At 71.5% G+C, this 19509-nt stretch carries 18 protein-coding genes; 14 read left to right on the forward strand and 4 right to left on the reverse strand.

All coding sequences use genetic code 11. The features are described from left to right. Positions 1–89: 89 nt before the first annotated feature. A complete protein-coding gene (locus tag QSK39_RS34520) occupies positions 90–1973 on the forward strand; it encodes a glycosyltransferase family 39 protein (protein WP_285482062.1) in 1884 nt (627 codons plus the stop codon). Here QSK39_RS34520 and QSK39_RS34525 read toward each other — a convergent pair. Together QSK39_RS34525 and QSK39_RS34530 are read right to left on the reverse strand one after the other, a co-directional pair. Beyond that, positions 1963–2334 (reverse strand): hypothetical protein, encoded by a 372-nt coding sequence (locus tag QSK39_RS34525; protein ID WP_285482837.1) that lies wholly within the window; start codon positions 2332–2334, stop codon positions 1963–1965. The genes QSK39_RS34520 and QSK39_RS34525 overlap by 11 nt on opposite strands. Positions 2335–2356: 22 nt before the next feature. After that, on the reverse strand, positions 2357–2722 hold the full coding sequence (locus QSK39_RS34530; RefSeq protein ID WP_285482063.1) for a hypothetical protein: 366 nt from the start codon (positions 2720–2722) through the stop codon (positions 2357–2359). A 449-nt stretch (positions 2723–3171) separates the two neighbouring features. Between QSK39_RS34530 and lanKC the strand changes: the two genes are divergently transcribed. The 4 genes from lanKC to QSK39_RS34550 all read left to right on the forward strand — a co-directional run bounded on the left by lanKC (position 3172) and on the right by QSK39_RS34550 (position 9480). After that, complete coding sequence (gene lanKC, locus QSK39_RS34535; protein ID WP_285482064.1) at positions 3172–5733, forward strand: class III lanthionine synthetase LanKC; 2562 nt, start codon at positions 3172–3174, stop codon at positions 5731–5733. A 32-nt stretch (positions 5734–5765) separates the two neighbouring features. Continuing rightward, positions 5766–5906 (forward strand): SapB/AmfS family lanthipeptide, encoded by a 141-nt coding sequence (locus QSK39_RS34540; RefSeq protein WP_285482065.1) that lies wholly within the window; start codon positions 5766–5768, stop codon positions 5904–5906. 104 nt (positions 5907–6010) lie between these two features. Continuing rightward, positions 6011–7678: an ABC transporter ATP-binding protein gene (locus QSK39_RS34545; protein ID WP_285482066.1), complete on the forward strand. Its 1668-nt coding sequence runs from the start codon at positions 6011–6013 to the stop codon at positions 7676–7678. Further along, on the forward strand, positions 7675–9480 hold the full coding sequence (locus tag QSK39_RS34550) for an ATP-binding cassette domain-containing protein (RefSeq protein ID WP_285482067.1): 1806 nt from the start codon (positions 7675–7677) through the stop codon (positions 9478–9480). The genes QSK39_RS34545 and QSK39_RS34550 overlap by 4 nt, the downstream gene beginning before the upstream one ends. A gap of 234 nt (positions 9481–9714) precedes the next feature. Here QSK39_RS34550 and QSK39_RS34555 read toward each other — a convergent pair whose 3' ends face one another. Beyond that, positions 9715–10128, reverse strand: a complete 414-nt coding sequence (locus QSK39_RS34555; protein ID WP_285482068.1) for an acyl-CoA thioesterase — start codon at positions 10126–10128, stop codon at positions 9715–9717. Then, positions 10122–11402, reverse strand: coding sequence for a hydroxyacid-oxoacid transhydrogenase (locus QSK39_RS34560; protein ID WP_285482069.1), 1281 nt, complete (start codon positions 11400–11402; stop codon positions 10122–10124). The genes QSK39_RS34555 and QSK39_RS34560 overlap by 7 nt, the downstream gene beginning before the upstream one ends. A gap of 135 nt (positions 11403–11537) precedes the next feature. Between QSK39_RS34560 and QSK39_RS34565 the strand changes: the two genes are divergently transcribed. The 9 genes from QSK39_RS34565 (at position 11538) to QSK39_RS34605 (ending at position 19492) form a co-directional block, all read left to right on the forward strand. Beyond that, positions 11538–13196, forward strand: coding sequence for a thiamine pyrophosphate-binding protein (locus tag QSK39_RS34565; protein ID WP_285482838.1), 1659 nt, complete (start codon positions 11538–11540; stop codon positions 13194–13196). Positions 13197–13410: 214 nt separating this feature from the next. Continuing rightward, positions 13411–13584 (forward strand): hypothetical protein, encoded by a 174-nt coding sequence (locus QSK39_RS34570; protein WP_285482070.1) that lies wholly within the window; start codon positions 13411–13413, stop codon positions 13582–13584. A gap of 205 nt (positions 13585–13789) precedes the next feature. Continuing rightward, complete coding sequence (locus tag QSK39_RS34575) at positions 13790–13993, forward strand: cold-shock protein (protein WP_013222289.1); 204 nt, start codon at positions 13790–13792, stop codon at positions 13991–13993. Between the two features lie 64 nt (positions 13994–14057). After that, the gene (locus tag QSK39_RS34580) at positions 14058–14282 is read left to right on the forward strand and encodes a heavy-metal-associated domain-containing protein (protein WP_284744579.1); all 225 of its coding nucleotides are present in this window, start codon (positions 14058–14060) and stop codon (positions 14280–14282) included. Positions 14283–14760: 478 nt separating this feature from the next. Beyond that, complete coding sequence (locus tag QSK39_RS34585) at positions 14761–15795, forward strand: ATP-NAD kinase family protein (protein ID WP_285482071.1); 1035 nt, start codon at positions 14761–14763, stop codon at positions 15793–15795. Continuing rightward, positions 15792–16748 (forward strand): thiamine pyrophosphate-dependent dehydrogenase E1 component subunit alpha, encoded by a 957-nt coding sequence (locus tag QSK39_RS34590; RefSeq protein ID WP_285482072.1) that lies wholly within the window; start codon positions 15792–15794, stop codon positions 16746–16748. Before QSK39_RS34585 ends, QSK39_RS34590 begins: the two co-directional genes overlap by 4 nt. Positions 16749–16760: 12 nt before the next feature. After that, the gene (locus QSK39_RS34595; protein ID WP_285482073.1) at positions 16761–17762 is read left to right on the forward strand and encodes an alpha-ketoacid dehydrogenase subunit beta; all 1002 of its coding nucleotides are present in this window, start codon (positions 16761–16763) and stop codon (positions 17760–17762) included. Beyond that, entirely contained in the window at positions 17759–18067 is a 309-nt protein-coding gene (locus QSK39_RS34600) for a hypothetical protein (RefSeq protein WP_285482074.1), read from the forward strand. Before QSK39_RS34595 ends, QSK39_RS34600 begins: the two co-directional genes overlap by 4 nt. Positions 18068–18229: 162 nt before the next feature. Next, entirely contained in the window at positions 18230–19492 is a 1263-nt protein-coding gene (locus QSK39_RS34605; RefSeq protein WP_285482075.1) for a helix-turn-helix domain-containing protein, read from the forward strand. The last annotated feature ends 17 nt before the right edge of the window (positions 19493–19509 follow it).

Below are 19509 nucleotides of genomic sequence, written 5' to 3' on the forward strand. Positions count from 1 at the left end.
CCCACGGGTGGAGGCACTTCAAACCGGAGCTTGAGGACGCCGGCGCCGCGCCGCCCTAGCGTTGCGAAGGGGGAACCGGAGGGGGAGACATGACGGCGAAGGCCGAGCGGATCGCGGTGGGGACGGTGCTGGGTGTCGCTGCGGTGCTGTGGGGATGGGCGCTGGGCAGCCGGCCGCTGCAGCCGTACTACGCCGCCGCGGTGCACTCGATGTCCCACGACGTCGCGGCGTTCTTCTTCGCGGGCTTCGACCCGGCGGGAGTCGTCACGGTCGACAAACCGCCACTCGCGTTCTGGACCCAGACCCTCGGTGTGGCCGTGTTCGGTTTCCACCCCTGGGCGATCGCGCTGGTCCAGGTCGTCGAAGGCGTCGCCGCCGTGTTCGTGCTGCACCGGGTGGTGCGCCGCTGGGCCGGCCCCCGGACCGCCCTGCTCGCCGCGGCGCTGTTCGCGCTGACGCCGATCACCGCGGCGATCAACCGCGACAACCTCCCGGACACGCTTTTGGTGCTCCTGCTGCTCCTCGCCGCTTACTGCGTGACCCGGGCGATCGAGAACGCGCGGTGGCTGGTGTGGGCGGGGGTGTTCGTCGGACTGGGGTTCATGACGAAGATGCTCGCCGCGTGGATCGTGCTGCCCGGCCTGGCGCTGGCGTACTTCGTCGCGGCGCCCGGCTCTCGTGGTCGACGGCTCGCCTGGGCCGGCCTGGCCGGCGGGGTGACACTCGTCGTGTCGCTGGCGTGGCCCGTCGTCGTCACGCTGTGGCCGGGCGTGAAGCCGTTCGTCGGCAGCACCACGGACGGCTCGGTCTGGCAGCTGGCCTTCGGCTACAACGGCGTGACGCGGCTGGTCGGTGGGTCGACCGGGATCGGCGGGGGCTACGGCGCCACGGTCGGCGCGGCGCTCGGCGGCGGATCGGGTCCGCTGCGGCTGTTCGACGCCGAGGTCGGCGGGCAGATCGCCTGGCTGCTCCCGCTTGCGCTGGTGTCCTTGGTGGTCGCCGCCTGCCGCGCTCGTGGCGCCGCGCCGCACACGAAGGCGGGCTGGGCGTTGTGGGGTGGCTGGCTGGTCGTCGGCGCCGCGGTTTTCTCGTTCACCGGCGGCATCTTCCACGCGTACTACACCGCCGAGCTCGCCCCGGCGATCGCGGCACTCTCCGCGGCGGGCCTGGCCACGGCCTGGCGGTGGCAGCGCTCATCGGGATCGGTCCGGTTCGTGCTGCCGGCCGCCGTGGTGGGGACGGCGCTGCTCGCGTTCGTCCTCCTCGGCCGGACGCCGGAGTGGCTGCCGTGGCTGCGGTACACCGTGCTCGCGCTGGCGGTGCTGGCCGTCGTCGCGGTGCTCCTGCGGGCTTCGCGCGTCGCCGTCGTCATCGGGCTGGCCGCCGTCGTGGCCGGTCCCGCGGCCTTCGTCGTCGACACCGCCGTGCGGCCGGTCAGCGTGCTGGAGACCGCCGACCCCGGTGCCGGGCCGCCGTCGACGGACGCGGTGCGCACGGTCGTCGGCCTCAACACCGGCGCCGGCGCCGAGGCCGGCTATGTCCGGTTCATCGACGGCGCGTACCGGCTCAGCCCCGGTCAGCGGGAAGTGCTCGCGTACGCGCAGGCGTCGTCCACGGGAGTCGTCTTGGCCGTCGAGGGCGGTACGTACGGCGCGGACCCGTTCCTGCTGAACACCGACGCGCGCGTGGCGCCACTGGGTGGTTACCTCGGCTTCGATCCGGCGCCGTCCGCCGCCGACCTGCCGCGGTGGGTCGCGGCCGGGAAGCTCCGGTTCGTGCTGTTGCCGCAGGTGTTCCTCGAGATCGGCCGCAGCGCCTCGAAGCAGCGGACCGCCGCCGCGGTGGCGGACGCGGGCGAGCTGACCGGGCGCATCGCGTGGGAGGCGAAGCACTGCCGTCCGGTGCCGCCCGCGCGGATCGGCCCGGACGCCGCCGGCGCCGGGGTGCTGTTCGACTGCGGGGTCAGGCAGTGACCTTCGCGGGGGCGGTGCGGCGGAGCCAGTACAGGCCGATGACCGGCAGGACCAGCGGGATGAACAGGTAGCCCTCGCCGTAGACCGACCAGACGGTCGGGTGCCGGAACGCGGCCGCGTCGACGAGGCTCAGCGTGCCGATGGTCAGCACGCCCAGCAGCTCGATCGAGCAGGCGGCGAGGGCGACGCGCCACCAGCCGTCACCGCGGCGGGCCAGCGCGATCGTGGCGACGATGTAGACGACCGCTGCGAACGCCGAGAGCAGGTAGGCGAGCGGCGCCTCGTGGAACTTGGTGCTGATCTGGACGCCGGCGCGCGACGTCGCGGCCAGCGCGAAGATCGCGTACACGGCGACGAGCACCCGTCCGGGGCCGGTGGCCGTCCTACGCTGTTGCTCCACTCCACACCTCGTTCAGTCGCAGCACCATCACCGGGATGGCTATGCAGGCGATGCCGAGCACCGCCGTGCTCGACCGGCTCCGCTCGGCCAGCGCCCAGGCGGCGCCGACGGGCAGCACGACCAGGCTGCCGATCAGGTAGGCCAGGTAGGTCGCCAGGCTGCCCGGCCGGTCGCCGCCGGCGAGCAGCACGATCCCGATCACCAGCTGGACGACCAGCAGGACCTCGACGACCGCGACCCCGATCAGGAGCGGCTGGTCCGGTAGCCGGTTGCGGGCCGACTGGACGAAGCTCCAGAGCGCGACGAGCGTGGCCGCCACGGCGACCGTCACGGCGAATCCGAAGATCACCCGTTCCTCCTTCCGGTCCGCCGGAGGCCAACGTACTCCGTAGTACCGCCGGGTCCGTTCGCCGAGGTGCCGCGGGGTGGCGTGGACCACCCAGGCCGTTCCACTGTGGACTCGCCCGAGGCGACCAGGTGTGCCCGCATCGGGTTAATTGATCACCAGAAGGCCTTGATGGCATTGTGCCAATTCCGACGTTTATTCCATGTTATCCTGGTGTGGACCTGCAGGAATGTTGTAAAAAGCTTCGTGTTACACCCCGACAGGGTGGTTGGCAATCGGCCAAGAATCACGCTGGGTTCGGGTACTGGCGGGTATGTGCCCTTTTTGCCTACCTCGGATAGCCCAGTTGAACCCCCGGGTTGGCGGATAGGCGCGAGGCCGTCCGGCATGGGGGAATATTCCTTGTCCCGGAGCCGCGACGGCCTGGGGGAACGCACGGAGGGGTATCTTCGATGGATCTGCGCTACGAAGCATTTTGCTTCGCCGACCCGTTGTTCTACGACGAACAACAGGAAATCGGTGCGCAGGCTGACGATTTCGCCCAGGCGCTGACGGCGCCGGCCACCGGCTGGACCACCGCCGACCGTGGTGTCTGGCGGGCTCTGCGCCCCGAAGGGCGAGAACTTCCCGGTCAAGGCTGGAAAATCCACGTCTCGGCCGGCCTGGAGAATGCCCGGCGCGTGCTCGTGCAGGTGCACGAGTACTGTGTCGAGCACCGGATCTCCTACAAGCACCTCCGCTCGCTGATGATCCTGCTCGCCCGCAATTCGAAATACGCCCCCCGTGACGGCAGCGCCAAGCTCATCACCATTTACCCGGCTGACGAAGACGAGCTGGGGCGTGTTCTCGAAGATCTGGCTGTCCGGCTCGAAGGCGAACAGGGCGCTTATATCCTGAGTGACCTCAGATACGGCGACGGCCCCCTCTATGTCCGTTACGGCGGATTCGCGGAGCGGTGGGTGGAGCACGGTGGCACGCGCGTCCTGGCCATCAGCAAACCGGACGGAACGCTCGTACCCGATAATCGGGAACCCCGGTTCTCCGTGCCCGACTGGGTGAAGGTCCCGGCGTGCCTGACCAGCAGTATCGCCGCGCGAAAAGCCGGCGACCCGGCGCAGTTCCCCTACCGGGTGACGAGCTCGCTGCACTTCTCCAACGGCGGCGGCGTCTACCTGGCCACCCGCAAGAGCGACGGCGAGGAGGTCGTCCTCAAGGAGGCCCGCCCGCACGCCGGCCTCGACCGGACGCGCACCGACGCGGTCGAGCGCCTGCGCCGCGAACACGAGGTCCTCGAGCGGCTGAGCGGCATCCCCGGCATCCCGCGGACGTTCGAGCGGTTCACCGTCTGGGAGCACCACTACCTGGCGATGGAGCACATGCCGGGCACGCCGCTCGGCGGCTGGCTCGCGCTGAACTACCCGCTGACGCGCCGCAACCGCACCGAAGGCGACGTGACCGCCTACACCGAGCGCGCCCTCGGCCTGCTCGGCAAGCTCGAGCGGATCCTCGCCGCCGTGCACGAGCGCGGGATCGTCTTCGGGGACCTGCACCCGCAGAACGTCCTGATCGACCCGGACACCGACGAGCTTTCGCTGATCGACTTCGAGCTGGCGGCGGACGCCGACGGCGGCACCCGTCCCGCGCTGGGCGCGCCGGGCTTCCGCGCGCCGGCCGACCGGTCCGGCCTCGAGGTCGACGACTACGCCCTCGCCGCGTTCCGGCTGTGGTTCTTCCTGCCGCTCACCACGCTGCTCGAGCTGTCACCGGCGAAGCTGCGCGGTTACGCCGACTTCGTGCAGCGCACGTTCGACGTCCCCGAGGGGTACGCCGACGCGATCGTCGCCGGACTCGCTCCGCGCACGGAGCCGGCGAGTCCGGCGATCACCACCACCGAGCTGGACACCGCGCGGCCGGACTGGGCGCTGGTGCGCAAGCAGGTCACCGCGGCCATCCTGGCGTCCGCGACGCCGCACCGGACCGACCGGCTGTTCCCCGGGGACATCGACCAGTTCCGGGTGGGCGGCGCGTGCTTCGGGAACGGCGCGGCGGGTGTCCTGCACGCCCTGGACGTGGCCAGCGCGGGCCGGTTCCCCGAGTACGAGCGATGGCTGCTCGACTCGGTCCGCCGCGAGCCGCCGCCGCGTCCCGGGTTCTTCGACGGCACGCACGGCATCGCGTACGTGCTGGAGAACTTCGGGCACCACGACGCCGCGAACCGGCTGCTGGCCTCGTCGGCGCAACTGGTCGCGCAAACCACCGACCACGCGTTGGAAGGCGGGCTGTCCGGCATCGCGCTCACGCAGCTGCACTTCGCGGCGCGGCGCGGCGACAACGAGTTCGGCAGGCAGGCGCTCGCCACCGCGGTCCGCCTGGCCGAAGCGCTGGACACCGCGACGCCGCCGGGCAAGGCCGGCCGCGCCGGGCTGCTCAACGGCTGGTCCGGGCCCGCACTGCTGTTCGTCCGCCTGTACGAGCAGACGCACGAAGAGCTGTGGCTGTCCCTGGCCGACCAGGCACTGCTGCGCGATCTCGAAGAGTGCGTCACCACCGACGACGGGTCGCTGCAGGTCCGCGACGGCGAAAGCCGGACGTTGCCCTACGTCGGCGTCGGCAGCGCCGGGATCCTGATGGTCGCCGAGCAGCTCGCCCGGCACCGGCCGGACGCCGAGGTGCTGAAGAGCCGTCCCGGACTGCGCGAAGCCTGCCGCGGCGAGTTCGTCGTCTTCCCCGGGCTGTGCTTCGGCCGGACGGGCCTGCTGGCCGCGCTGGCCATGGACCCGGACCCGGACGAGGCCGTCCGCGCCGCGGTCGACATGCACTTGTCCCGGCTGTCCTGGCACGCCGTGCCGTACAAGGACGGCCTCGCGTTCCCCGGCAACCTGCTCCTGCGGTTGTCGATGGACGTCACCACCGGCGGCGCGGGCATCCTGCTCGGCCTCGCCGCGGTACTGGACGGCAGGGCGTTGCTGCCCTTCCTCGACGGAACGCCGTCCCCCCACACCTCCGGTCGCTGACCGGGCGGAAGAAGAAAACAGAAGGGAAAATCATGGAACTCGTTCTGGAGCTGCAGTCGCTGGAGGCCCTCGACGGTCACGAGGGTGGCGGTGGCGGTGGCGGCGGCCAGTCGAACCTGAGCCTGCTGGCCAACTGCCACAACAGCACCCTCAGCGTGATCGCCTGCCCGTAGTCGGGTGAGCAAGGTGCGGGAGCGGCACAGGCCAAGTGCGCCGCTCCCGCACCTTCATTCTGCGCCCCCGCACCTCGATCGGGGAACTCGTTCGAAGGAGTGAGATGACGGCGCCCGCGGATCGGCTGCTCCTCGCGACGCTGCGGCTGGACCGAGGCCGTCTCTGCGCTCTGGGCATCACCGCGCTCGTCGCCACCGCGGCCGCACTGGTGCTGCCGGGTGCGCTCGCCGCCGCCGTCGACGCGGCCGTCTCCGGCCGGCCGGTCCTGCGCGCGGTCCTCTGGCTCCTCATCGTCGGCGCGGCCGAGATCGCGGCCGACATCGCCGGCAGCCTGCTCACCGTCCGGTTGGTCAGCGCCGCCACGGCTTGGCTGCGGCGGAAGCTCTCCGGCCGGCTCTTCGCACTGGGTGTGCGTTCACCGTTCGCCGAGGGCGACGCGATCAGCCGGCTCAGCGGCGACTGCACCGGCGCCGGCGCGATCGGCACGCTGGTGGTCCAGCTCGTCGCGATCCTCTTGATCGCCACCGGCTCGGTCGTGCTGCTCGCGCTGCTCGACTGGCGGCTCGCGGTCGTCTTCCTCGTCAGCGTCCCGTTCGCGCTGCTCATCGCCCGGTCCCACCTCCGCCACACCGCCGATGACGTCCTCACCTACCAGCGCGTCGCGGGTGAGCTGGCGGCCCGCATGCTCGACGCGGTCGCCGGCCTGCGCACGATCGCGGCGTCGGGCATCGCGGACCGCGAGGCCGCCCGGGTGCTGCAGCCGTTGCCCCGGCTCAGCCGGGCGGGCCGCGGTATGTGGCGCACCCAGGCGCGGATGGTCTGGCGCGCCGCCCTGCTCTTCCCCGCCGTCGAGCTCGCCGTGCTGGTGGCGGCGGGATTCGGGGTGCAGGCAGGCCGGCTCAGCATCGGCGACGTCCTCGCCGCGCTCGGTTACGTCGCTCTCGGGATGCGGCTCGTCTCCCAGATCCCGCTGCTCACGGCCGTTTCGAAGGCGCGGTCCTGCGCCGAACGCCTGACCGAGGTCCTCGACCTGCCCGTGCCCGAACCGGGCCGGCTCGGCCTGCTGCCGGGCGACGGCACTCTCGTCGTCCGGCACGCCCGGGTGGCCGGTGCCCTCGAGAACATCGATCTGACGGTGGCGGGCGGGACGTTCGCCGCCGTCGTCGGCCGCTCCGGCTCGGGGAAGTCGGCGCTGGCCGGCCTGCTCGGCGGGCTGGTGCCACCCGACGAGGGCAGCGTCCTGCTCGACGGCCGGCCACTCGACCGGCTGCGCCCGGAGGAGCTGCGCGCGGTCGTCGGGTACGCGTTCGAGCGCCCGGCGCTGCTGGGCACGACCGTGGCGGACGCCGTCGGCTACGGCTCCTGGGCGGGCGACGCCGCCGTGCGCGCCGCCTGCCGGACCGCGCAGGTGGACGACGTCGTCATCCGGCTGCCGAACGGCTACCGCACGCCACTGGCCGAAACCCCGCTGTCCGGCGGCGAGGCGCAACGGCTGGGGCTCGCCCGCGCGATCGTCCACAACCCGCGCGTGCTCATCTTCGACGACGCCACGGCCAGCCTCGACACGATCACCGAGGCGGCGGTCGAGCGGGCGATGGCGACCGCGCTGCCCGGCCGCACCCGGGTCGTCATCACCCACCGCGTGAGCACGGCCGCCCGGGCCGACCTCGTCGTCTGGCTCGAGGACGGCCGCATCCGGGCGGTGGCCCCCCACCCGGCGCTGTGGCGGGAGCCGGGCTACCGGGCGGTCTTCACCGAGGACAGCGCGTGAGCCTGCGGCGGCTGTACTGGGCGACGCTCGCCGGCCAGTGGCGTGGCGGCTTGGTCCTGCTCCTGTGCTCGGCCCTCGAAGGCCTGCCCGCATTCTTCTCGGGACGCCTGGTCGAGCTCGCCGTCGACCGCGGGTTCGCCGCCGGGCGGCCCGCGACCGGGCTGGCGTGGCTCGGCCTGTTCGGCCTCGCCGCCCTGCTCGGCGCGCTGGGTTCGCGCCTCGTGTGGCACCAGCTCGGCCAGGTCGTCGAGCCCCTGCGCGACGAGCTGGTGACCGCGGTGGTCCGCGGCGTGCTCCACGACGAGTCGCCACCCCGCAACCGCCCCGACGCCAGCGGCGTCGCCCGCATCACCCAGCACGTCGAAGTCGTCCGCGACGCCACCGGTGGCCTGCTCGTCCAGGCGCGCGGCATGCTCGTGACGACGATCGGCGCGCTCGCCGGACTCATGACCGTGGCGGGTGGCCTGGTCGTGCCGGTCGCCATCCCGGTCGTCCTCGCGGTGACCGCGTTCGCGTGCCTGCTGCCCTCGTTGGCCCGCCGTCAGCGCGCCGCGGCCATCGCCGAGGAACACCTCGCGGCGACCGCCGGAGCGTCGCTGTCCGGCCTGCGCGACGTCGTCGCCTGCGGTGGCGAACCGATCGCCGCACTGGCCGTGTACGACGCCGTGGACGCCCAGGCCACCGCCGCGGTCCGGGTGGCGCGGTCGGGCGCGCTCCGGTCGCTGGTGATCTCCGTCGGCGCGTTCGTGCCGCTCCTCCTGGCCCTGCTGCTGGCGCCGGGCATGGTCGCGCGCGGCGAGCTCACCGCCGGCGCGGCGCTGGGGGCGCTCGTCTACCTCGCCACCACGATGCAGCCCGCGGTGCGCGGCCTGGCCGCCACCGCCAGCACGGTCGTCCTCCGCCTCCTCGTGGCCTTGCGCCGGCTGGCCGAGACCGCCCAGCTGCCGGCGGTCCACGACGGCGACGCCCGGCCGCGCGGCTCGGACGTCCGGCTGCGCGGTCTGACCTTCGGCTGGGGCGCCGCGGCCGAACCGATCCTGCGCCACCTGGACCTCGACCTCCGGCCGGGTGACCACCTGGCCGTGGTCGGCCCGAGCGGGATCGGCAAGTCGACGCTGGCCGGGCTGGTGACCGGCCTGCTCACGCCGCAGGAGGGCTCCGTACTGCTCGGCGGGGTGCCGGTGCGGGACGTACCCCCGGCGCTCCGGCACGAGCTGGTGGCGCTGATCCCCCAGGAGGCCTACGTCTTCGCCGGCACGGTCCGGGACAACCTCGCCCTGTTCACCCCCGGCGCCTCCGACGCCGCTTTGCTTGCCGCGGCGGCGGCCGTCGGCGCCGACGACCTGCTCCGCCGGCTCGGCGGGCTGGACTGCACGATCGGCCACGGCGGCGAAGGTGTCTCCGCGGGTGAAGCACAGCAGCTGGCTCTCGCGCGGGTGTACGCGACTTCAGCGCGTGTGGTGATCCTCGATGAAGCCACCTCCCATCTGGACCCGTCGTCGGAAGCCCGCGCGGAGCGGGCCTTCGCCGCGCGGGACGGTGTTCTCGTGGTGATCGCGCACCGGTTGTCGTCCGCCCTGCGCGCGCATCGGGTGCTGGTCATGGACGGCCGGGAGGCCGCCCTGGGCAGCCACACCGAGCTGCTCGCGCGATCAGCCCGGTACGCCGAGCTGATGCAGGCGTGGGCGCCGGTGGCCGGGGGAGCAGCCACCGAAGTCCCGTCGCCGGCGGGCGACGCGGTGCCGGGCGGCGCCGGTGTGGTGCGCCGGCACCCGGTTTCCCGGACCACACGGGCGAGCTGACCACCTATCCACTGTGGACTAGCTCGACCCGCTGTTCCAGATTATCGCCGTCGGCGGCCCGCGGAAGCCCCGTCGGCGAATCTGTGGACAACTCGCCGATCTTCGGGCCCCCTGTGGACAACTCGCGCTGCCGGGCCGGTTCTGTCGGTGCCGTCGTGCATGATCGGAAGCGCGGGAAGAACCCGGCCCGGAACCGGCACCGTCAGAGAGGAGGTGAACCGCCGGCGGTCGACGTCATCCGGGTTGCAGTGCTTCCAATGCCTCACGCAGCTTGCCGGCGAGTGGTGTCGGCCGGCGGGACTCGCGGTCCACGAAGACGTGCACGAAGTGCCCTTCCGCGACCAGGGACTCGTCGGCGGCGTACATGCCGATCTCGTAGCGCACGCTGGACTTCCCGAGGTGCGCCACGCGCAAACCGATCCGCAACGCTCCAGGAAAGGAAACCGATGAGTGGTACCCGCAGTGCGACTCGACGCACAGCCCGATCACCTCCCCGGCTTCGATGTCGAGGCCACCCTGCTCGATCAGCCACGTGTTGATCACGGTGTCCATCAGCGAGTAGTGCACCACGTTGTTGACGTGCCCGTAGACGTCGTTGTCCTTCCAGCGCAACGGAACCGTCTGCCAGTGCGGGTATTCATTCACCACAGTGACACCGACTCGCGCAGGATGCCGGCCAGGTCCTCCTCGGACGCCTCACGGGGTGCGGTGGCCAGCAGTCGTTGCTGCTTCAGCGTTCCCTCGACCAGCGAGTCCACATCGGACTCCGCGTAACCGACGGCACCGATGCCGTCCGGGATGCCGATCTGCCGCATCAGGTCGATCAGCACCGCGGGCAGGTGGTCGGCGAAGTCGCCGGGCCACTCGAAGTCGGGCGCCAGGAGGCGCGCGACGCGCAGGTGGCGGTCCGGCGCCGCGCCGAAGGTGAAGCGGAACGCTGCGGGCGCGGTCAGTGACACGGCCATGCCGTGCGGCACCATGGGTTCTTCGCCCGGGTAGCCGTCCGGGTGGAAATCCCTGACCTGGCCGGCGATCGGGTACGCGTTGGCGTGGGGGATGTGCACGCCGGCGTTGCCGAAGCCGAGCCCGGCGAACGTCGCGGCCAAGGCCATGGCTTCGCGCGCTTTGAGGTTGTCGCCGTCGCGCACGGCGGCCGGGAGGGCCCAGGACAGCAGCCGCAGCGACTGCTCGGCGAACATGTCGGCCAGCGGGTTCGAGCCGCAGTACGGCACGCGCTGTTCCGGGCGCTTGCGCTCGAACTCGGTGTACGGCTTCGCGGTGTAGCTCTCGGCGGCGTGGCAGAGGATGTCCATGCCGCTGGCGGCGGTCACGCCGGCCGGCTGGCTGACGGTGAGCCGGGGGTCGACGACGGCGAGGGTCGGGCGCAGCCGCAAGTGGCTGATCCCGCTCTTGACGCGCAGGGACAGCACGTCGAGCACGCAGACCGTGGTGCTTTCCGAGCCGGTGCCGGTGGTCGTGGGAACGGCGACCAGCGGCTTCAGCGGGCGGTCCGGCGCGCGGCCGCCGCCGACCGGGGCGTTGACGTAGTCCATCAGCTCGCCGTCGTTGCTGGTGAGCAGGTTCGCCGCCTTGGCGGTGTCGATGGCGGACCCGCCGCCGACGGCGACGAAGGCGTCGTACGGACCGGTTCCGCGAGCGAAGTCAACCGCCTTCTGCATGCTGACATCGGTGGGCTCGACGTGTACGCCGTCGAAGACCTCGGCTTCGATGCCGTAGCCCGCGATCCCGTCGGCGATGCGGCGTGGCCAGCCGGTGGCGGCGACCTGCGGATCCGTCACGACGAGCACGCGGTGCGCGCCGTACTGGGTCAGGTCGTAGCCGATCTCGTCGCTGGCGCCGGTGCCGTACTTCAACGCCGGTGCGCCATAAGTAAAAACGGTTTCATGTTCGGTCACGGTCAAGACTGCGGTCCTCGCTCCCTTGATCGGCTAGCAGTCGGTCAAAGCGGACATTCAGTCCATCCTTACCGGGTTTCGGCGAAGATCACTTGACTGCACTGAACGGTGCCCGCCTAAGCTCTCCTCATTAGATACCAACTGGGAGCGACCGTCGCCCAGACGGCCGTGCGGATCCTGACCGAGGCGCGGGTCCGCCGCGTGTACGCGGTGGTCGGCGAGTCTTTCCTGGAACTGCTCGACGCGCTGCAGCGCGAGCGGGAGATCACGCTGGTCTCGGCGCGCCACGACGCGGGCGCGGCGTTCATGGCGGAGGCGGAGGGCAAGCTCACCGAGCGGCCCGCGGTGCTGCTCGCCAGCCGGGGGCCGAGCGCGGCGAGCCTGGCGATCGGCGTCCAGACGGCGTACCAGGACGAGACCCCGATGGTCGTGCTGCTGGAGACGCCGGCGAGCGAACCGGTGCCGTCGTCGTCCGGGGAGCTGCCGACGTCGGACCTGACGGCGATGTTCGAGTCGATCGCCAAGTCGACACTGCGGGTCACCGATCCGGACAGCTTGCCCAGCCTGCTCGCGCACGCGCTGACGACGTCGCAGGAGGGCCGGCCGGGGCCGGTCGTGCTCGGCGTGCCCTGTGATGTCTGGGGGATGCCCTACGACGCGGCGAAGCCGATGGCCCGGGTCCGGCCACCGGCTTCCGGGACGCTGGGCCGTTCGGCGGATGCCGTGGCGCAACTGGTGGACGAGGCGAAGTACCCCGTGGTCATCGTCGGCGGGCGGGCCCGGTCGGCGCGCGACGAGCTGATCGCGGTCGCCGACGAGCTCGCGCTGCCCGTCTACAACGCCTTCCGGCGGCAGGACGCCTTCCCGGAGAACCACGCTCGCTACGCCGGCCACCTCGGGCTCGGCATCCCGGCGCGGCAGCTGGACGCCCTGGAACGGGCCGATCTGGTGCTCGCGCTCGGGACCCAGCTCGACGAGGTCACCACCCAGGCCTACCGCTACCCGACGGCCCAGCAGACGCTGATCCTGGTCGGCACCGGCATCGACGTCAGCTCGCGGCGGCGCGGGCTGACGTTCCGCGTCGACTCCGAGGTCGAGCCGTTCCTGCGGGAGCTGCGCGAGGTGGCGTCGCCGCGGACGCGGCGGGCTTCGGCGGCGAACGCGGCCGTCCACACCTTCATGACCCCGCCCGACACGAGCGGGAACACCCGGGTGCACCCGGTCGACGTCGTCCGCGCGCTGCGGAAGCTGGCGCCCGAGGACACCATCGTGACCAGCGACGCCGGCAACTTCGCGCAGTTCATGCACCGGTACTGGTGCTTCACCGCGCCGCGCAGCCAGCTCGGCCCGAGCAACGCCGCGATGGGCTACGCCGTGCCGGCCGCGGTCGCGGCGAAGCTGGCCGAGCCGCGGCGGACCGTCGTGGCCATGGTCGGCGACGCCGGGACGCTGATGACCGGACAGGAGATCGAAACGGCCGTGCGGTACCGGGCGCCGGTGATGGTCGTCGTCTTCCAGAACGGCGTTCACGGCGCGCTGGCCATGCACCAGGCCCGCACGCACGGCAGGCTGTCCGGGGTGTCCATCCCGCTGACGGATTTCGCGTCTTGGGCGCGTGGACTCGGCGCGGCCGGGTACACGGTGGACGATCGCGAGGAACTCGAGCCGATCATCGCCAGTGCGCTGGTGCGGCAGCGACCGTGCGTCATCGACGTGCGGACCGACCCGGACGTCGTGACCCCGGACGTGCGGCTTTCCGCCCTGCTCGGGCAAGCCCGTCCGCAACCGCCCGCCCAGTAAGGGTTTGCGCGGGTTTCGCTTCGGAAAACGCCGGGGAAGTTGTGTGGTAGCACGGCGGCGGCTCAGGTAATCTGGCGTTGTTCCGGTGGTGGTTCGCCGCTGAACCTTCCCGGCCGGGTCCCGGCGGGAAACAACCGGTTTCTGTCGGTGCCGCATGGCACCATCACGGTCATGACCCGCGCCGAAGCGGGCAGGGAACGAGGGGAGTTTCGACGTGACCGATCACCAGCACGCATCCGAAGCAGCGCGGAAGTCCTCCGGCGTCGTACCGGTGCTGTTCAGCGCCAGCGCCGAGGCCCACGACGACGCCGTGGTCGCCGCCGAGCGCGACACGACCTGGCGGTCGCCGTTCAGCGCGGAAGGGTTGCGGCCGGCGAGTGGCGAATAGCTCACCCTGTCCGGGTGACGACAGCTTGTCCGCCCTGCTCAAGGTGTGCTTTACTGCTCATGGTCTCGATTTTTGTGTTCGTGTTGAGTCACGCTCGCAGATTTCAGCGGGCGTAGTGTCTCCTCGCCGAGGAAGCAAACCGTCCCCGTGTTGACCCGGGGCGCCGAAGTGGCTTCCTGTTTTGTGGTTGCATATGGAGATTTTGATGACTCAGGGCACTGTGAAGTGGTTCAACTCCGAGAAGGGGTTCGGCTTCATCACCCCCGACAACGGTGGCGGCGACGTCTTCGTTCACTACAGCGAGATCCAGGGTAACGGCTTCAAGAGCCTCGAAGAGAACGCTCGCGTCGAGTTCGAGATCGGCCAGGGCCAGAAGGGCCCGCAGGCCACGTCGGTCACCGTGATCTGACTTTGATCTTGGGAAAGGGCCGTCACCCGTTCGGGGTGGCGGCCCTTTTCGTATGCTGCGCACCATGATCGAGCACGGTTACACCGTCTCCGGGATGAGCTGCGGACACTGCGCCCAGTCGGTCACCGAAGAACTCACCGGCCTGCCGGGAGTGACCGAAGTGGACGTCGACGTCGCGACCGGCCGGGTGATCGTGCGCGCCGACGGTCCGTTGGCCGAGGACGACGTGCGAGCGGCGGTCGATGAGGCCGGTTTCTCCTATGAGGGCACGGCGAGCCTGGTCCCGTAGTTCTTCGCCCGGGGTCGACCCCGGTTCGTTCTTCTCCGCCGGATTGATCTCCAAGTTGGACAGTCCACTGGAGATCGGCGCCGGTGTGACCTCCGGCTCAGTCCGGTAGCGGCCGGGCACGCACGCCCGATCCGGCCCGCAGCGCGTGGTGCGGTCGGCGCGCCCGCTCGGTTCGGCAATGCGCAGCGACTGCGAGGACTGCGCGGCCGCTCGATTCAGCCGGCGCCGCGCGCGCCGCCGGCGAGCCTGGCGCGGCCGCTCGATCCCGCTTGACCTGCGCGCGGCCGGCCCTGCGCGGCCGCTCGATCCCGCCTGACCTGCGCGCGGCCGGCCCTGCACGGCCGCTCGATCCGACTTCCTCGACCGCGCGTGACCGTCCCTGTGAATACTGCAACGGCCTGCAACCCTTCCCTTTCGGGCGGCTACGGAGTCTGCTTGTGCTCCGGTGCCGCGGTTGGGCCGTGACAGGGAGGTCAGGTTGGGCGAGACGGTGGCGGGGATCGTCGCGAATCCGGCTTCGGGGCGGGACATCCGCCGGCTGGTCGCGCAGGCTTCGGTGTTCCCCACCGCGGAAAAGGCGAACATGGTCCAGCGCCTGCTGGCCGCCTTCGCTGTGACCGGGCTTGATCGGGCGCTGGTCTCCACTGACCTCGGGGGCATCTCCGCCGCGGTTCTCAAGGCGCTCGGGCGGGGTGGGACCTGGCCCACCGTCGACTTCTGTGCCGACGATCCCATCACCGGCACCGCCGCCGATACGACCAACGCCGTGCGGCGGATGGTCGAGGCCGGGGCCGGGGTCATCGTCGTGCTCGGTGGGGATGGCACCGCTCGCGTTGCCGCCGCTGCCTGCGAAGACGTTCCCATCCTCGCCCTCTCCACCGGCACCAACAACGCCTTTCCGCAGATGCGGGAGGCGACTGTCGCCGGGCTGGCCGCCGGGCTGATCGCCTCCGGGCAGATCGACCCCGATCTCGTCACGCACCGCGTCAGCGTTCTCGAAGTCGTCACCAAGGCTCGCCGGGAGATCGCGCTCGTGGACGTCTGTGTCTCGACCAGCCGGCACATCGGGGCGCGGGCGCTCTGGGATCCGGCCTCGCTCACCGAGCTCTACTGCACCTTCGCCGAACCCGACGGCATCGGCATGTCGAGTGTGCCCGGGCAGCTCTGCCCGAGCCCGCGGTCGAGCCCGGACGGCGTCGCGCTGCAGCTCGGGCCGGTCGACGAGACGCCGTACGTCGTGCACGCGCCCATCGCGCCCGGGCTCGTGCGGCCCGTCGGGGTGCGGGGGTGGGGTGTGCTCGAACCCGGGATGCGCGTCGAGCTCGCCGCGTCGGGTGGCGTCATCGCGCTCGACGGGGAGCGCGAACTCGAACTGAAGACCGGCGAAAGCGCGTTCGTCGAGCTCAAACCGGACGGGCCGTGGGTCTTGGACGTCCGGGCGGCGATGGCGGAAGCGGCACGGAAAGGGCTGTTGCGCACGGAAACCGAACTGGGGAAGGAGCGTCGAAGATGACGGACACCCTGCGGGAGGCGTATCGCGTGATGCGCACCATCCGAGCGTTCGAAGAGCGGGTGCACGACGAGTTCGCGACGGGCGAAATCCCCGGGTTCGTGCACCTCTACGCCGGTGAAGAGGCCTCCGCCGCAGGGGTCTGCGCCCACCTCGACGACCGTGACGCCATCGCCAGCACCCACCGCGGCCACGGCCACTGCATCGCCAAGGGCGTCGACGTCAAAGCCATGATGGCCGAGATCTACGGCCGCAAGACAGGATCCTGTCGCGGTAAGGGCGGCTCGATGCACATCGCCGACCTCTCGAAGGGCATGCTCGGCGCCAACGGCATCGTCGGCGGCGGCCCGCCGCTCATCTGCGGCACCGCCCTCGCCGCGAAACAGCAGAACACCGGCGGTGTCGGCGTCGCCTTCTTCGGCGACGGCGCCGGCAACCGGGGGACGACGCTGGAGGCGCTGAACCTCGCGTCGGTCTGGGACCTGCCCGCCCTCTTCATCGCCGAGGACAACGGCTACGCCGAAGCCACCTCCAGCACCTGGTCCGTCGCCTCCGACACCATCGCCGACCGCGCCGCCGGGTTCGGCATGCCGGGCGTGATCGTCGACGGGTTCGACTTCTTCGCCGTCCACGAAGCCGCGGGGGAAGCCGTCGAACGCGCTCGCGGCGGCGGTGGCCCGACGCTCATCGAGGTCAAGTTCACCCGCTACTTCGGGCACTTCGAGGGCGTCCAGCAGACCTACCGGGCCGGCGAAGCCGCCGACGCCCGCGAGAACCTCGACTGCCTCAAGCGGTTCCGGGAACGCGTCACCGACAGCGGCGAGCTGCCCGGACCGGTCCTCGACGACATCGACGCCGAAGTCGCGAAGCTCATCGAAGCCGCCGTCTCCGAGGCGAAGGCCGCGCCGAAACCCACGAAGGAAGACCTCGAGACCGACGTCTACGTGTCGTACTAAGGAGCGCGCGTCATGGCCAGGACGATCAGCTACCGCGAGGCGATCAACGAGGCGCTCACCCAGGAGATGGAACGCGACGAGTCGGTCATCGTCATGGGTGAGGACAACGCGGGCGGCGCCGGCGACGACGCCTGGGGTGGCGTCGTCGGCGTCACGAAAGGCCTGTTCCACAAGTTCCCCGGCCGCGTGCTCGACACGCCGATCTCCGAGTCCGCTTTCGTCGGCGCGGCGATCGGCGCCGCGACGCGCGGGCAGCGACCGGTCGCGGAACTGGTGTTCATCGACTTCATGGGTGTCTGCTTCGACCAGATCTTCAACCAGGCGGCCAAGTTCCGGTACATGTTCGGCGGCAACGCGCGGACGCCGGTGGTGATCCGCACGATGTACGGCGCCGGCCTGCGGGCCGCCGCGCAGCATTCCCAGTGCCTCTACCCGATCTTCACGCACATCCCGGGCCTGAAGGTCGTCGTGCCGTCGAACCCGTACGAGGCGAAGGGCCTGCTCATCCAGGCCATCCGCGACGACGACCCGGTGATCTTCTGCGAGCACAAGGCCCTCTACGACACCAGCGGCGACGTCCCGGAGGACAGCTACGCGATCCCGTTCGGCGAGGCGAACGTCGTGCGCGACGGCGGTGACGTCACCATCGTCGCGATCGGCCGCATGGTCGCCGTGGCCGAAGAAGCGGCGAAAGAACTGGCCGCCAGCGAGATCGAAGCCGAGATCATCGACCCGCGCACCACCAGCCCGCTCGACACCGAAACGATCCTCGAAAGCGTCGGGAACACCGGACGCCTGGTCGTCGTCGACGAGGCCTCGCCGCGCTGCAACCTCGCCACGGACATCTCCGCGCTCGTCGCGAAGGAGGGGTTCGGCTCGCTGCGGGCCCCGATCGAGATGGTGACGCCGCCGCACACGCCCGTCCCGTTCTCCGACGCGCTCGAGGACCTCTACATCCCGGACGCGCAGAAGGTCCTCAACGCGGCGAAGGCGGTCGTGGAGTACCGGCGATGATCCAGCCGGTCACGATGCCCGAGTGGGGCCTTTCGACGGAGCGCGGCCGGATGCGGCGGGTGATCGCCGCGGCCGGCGAGGAGGTGCCGGTCGGCGGCACCCTGCTGGACACGCTTCTCGACGGCGACGCGCAGGCCATCGACGCAGCTCCACTGCTATCCGAAGTGGACGTACCGACCACGACGATCTGGGCTGGCCAGGACGCTGTCCTGCCGCCGGGAAACGCCGACGTCTACGTCGAAAACGCCGGGCACCTGGTCCACCTCGAAGTCCCGGGAGCCGTGCTCACCGCGATCACGGGCTGACCCGCCCGCCCTCCGGTGGCTCTTGGCCCCGCCGGAGGACGCTGAAGGGCTCTTCGCCGGCATCTCCCTCGCCGGCGAAGAGTCCTTCGGCGAGATTGTCGCCACCTTCCGATCAGCGGACCGAAAAGGCAGACTGAGGAGGCGGAGCGCAAGGAGCGGCGGTTGGGGCAGCGAGACCTCGAGGCAGCGTTGCCTGCCGGGGCGGACCCCCGGCGGCACGCTCGTGTCCTCGCGCAGGTGCACGAAGCGGCCCTGGCCGGAAAGGCGCTGCCCAGCCGGCCGCGGCCGGTCATCGACGCGTCCTGGCAGCGGATGCGCCGGCTCGGCATCGACCCCGACAGCCGGTCCGCCGCGCCCGTCCTGAGCGTCGAACAGCTGGAAGCGCGCCGCCGCACGAGCGGGATGGCCGAGGCACTGCCGACGTTGCGCGGCGGCTTGATCAGCCTGGCCGAGCAGGCCGCGCACATCATGGTGATCGTCGACGCCGGGGGACACGTCCTCTGGCGTGACGGCAGCGCCGCGGTCAGCCGCCGCGCCGACGGGCTCGGGTTCGTCGAAGGCGTGGACTGGCAGGAAGAATCCGTCGGCACCAACGCGATCGGCACCGCGCTGGTCACGCGCCGCCCGGTCCAGATGTACGCCGCCGAGCACTACGTCCGCGCGCACCACTCCTGGACGTGCGCCGCCGCGCCGCTGCACGACCCGCGCGACGGCAGGCTGCTCGGCGTCGTCGACCTCTCCGGGCCGGCCTCGACCGTCCACGCGACGACGTTGGCGCTGGTCGACGCCGTGACGCGGCTCGCGGAGTCCCAGCTGCGCACCACCCACCTCACCGAGCTGGAACGGCTGCGCGGCTTCGCCGTCCCGGTGCTCGCGAAGGTCGGCGGGCAGGCCGTCGTCGCCGACGAACACGGCTGGGTCGCCGCGGCCGCCGGGCTCGCGCCGGTCGACCGGATCGCGCTGCCCGCGAACCTCGCGCCCGGCGGGGTCTGGTTGCCGGCGTACGGCCACTGCGCGGTCGAGCCCGTGCCCGGCGGCTGGCTGATCCGCCCCGCCGACAACGACGCCGCCCCGCCGACCCGCGTCGTCCTCGACGTCCGGTCGCCGCGCGAACCCGAGCTGACCGTGGCCGGCGCGGCCGGGACCTGGACGCACCGGCTCAGCCCGCGCCACGCCGAGATGCTGTACGTGCTGGCCAGCCACCGCGGCGGCCGGTCGGCGTCCGAGCTGTCGTCCGACCTGTTCGGCGACGCGGGCCGCACGGTCACCGTCCGCGCCGAGATGTCCCGGCTGCGCCGCCACTTCGGCGGCATCCTCGGCGCGAAGCCGTACCGCTTCGCCGACGACGTCGAAGTGCTGGTCCGGCGCCCGCCGAGCCCCGAAGAGGTGCTGCCGCACTCGCTCGCCCCCGCCATCCGGGGCTGATCCCGCCGGGCAGGATG

Origin of the sequence: Amycolatopsis sp. NBRC 101858 (genome assembly GCF_030269325.1) — a bacterium.
GTDB classification, from domain to species: Bacteria; Actinomycetota; Actinomycetes; order Mycobacteriales; family Pseudonocardiaceae; genus Amycolatopsis; species Amycolatopsis ponsaeliensis.

Excerpts from the sequence above, each read along its gene's own strand:
- QSK39_RS34520 (WP_285482062.1), top strand. The coding sequence starts at position 90 with ATGACGGCGAAGGCCGAGCGGATCGCGGTGGGGACGGTGCTGGGTGTC.
- lanKC (WP_285482064.1), top strand. The coding sequence starts at position 3,172 with ATGGATCTGCGCTACGAAGCATTTTGCTTCGCCGACCCGTTGTTCTAC.
- QSK39_RS34540 (WP_285482065.1), top strand. The coding sequence starts at position 5,766 with ATGGAACTCGTTCTGGAGCTGCAGTCGCTGGAGGCCCTCGACGGTCAC.
- QSK39_RS34545 (WP_285482066.1), top strand. The coding sequence starts at position 6,011 with ATGACGGCGCCCGCGGATCGGCTGCTCCTCGCGACGCTGCGGCTGGAC.
- QSK39_RS34575 (WP_013222289.1), top strand. The coding sequence starts at position 13,790 with ATGACTCAGGGCACTGTGAAGTGGTTCAACTCCGAGAAGGGGTTCGGC.
- QSK39_RS34580 (WP_284744579.1), top strand. The coding sequence starts at position 14,058 with ATGATCGAGCACGGTTACACCGTCTCCGGGATGAGCTGCGGACACTGC.
- QSK39_RS34590 (WP_285482072.1), top strand. The coding sequence starts at position 15,792 with ATGACGGACACCCTGCGGGAGGCGTATCGCGTGATGCGCACCATCCGA.
- QSK39_RS34595 (WP_285482073.1), top strand. The coding sequence starts at position 16,761 with ATGGCCAGGACGATCAGCTACCGCGAGGCGATCAACGAGGCGCTCACC.
- QSK39_RS34600 (WP_285482074.1), top strand. The coding sequence starts at position 17,759 with ATGATCCAGCCGGTCACGATGCCCGAGTGGGGCCTTTCGACGGAGCGC.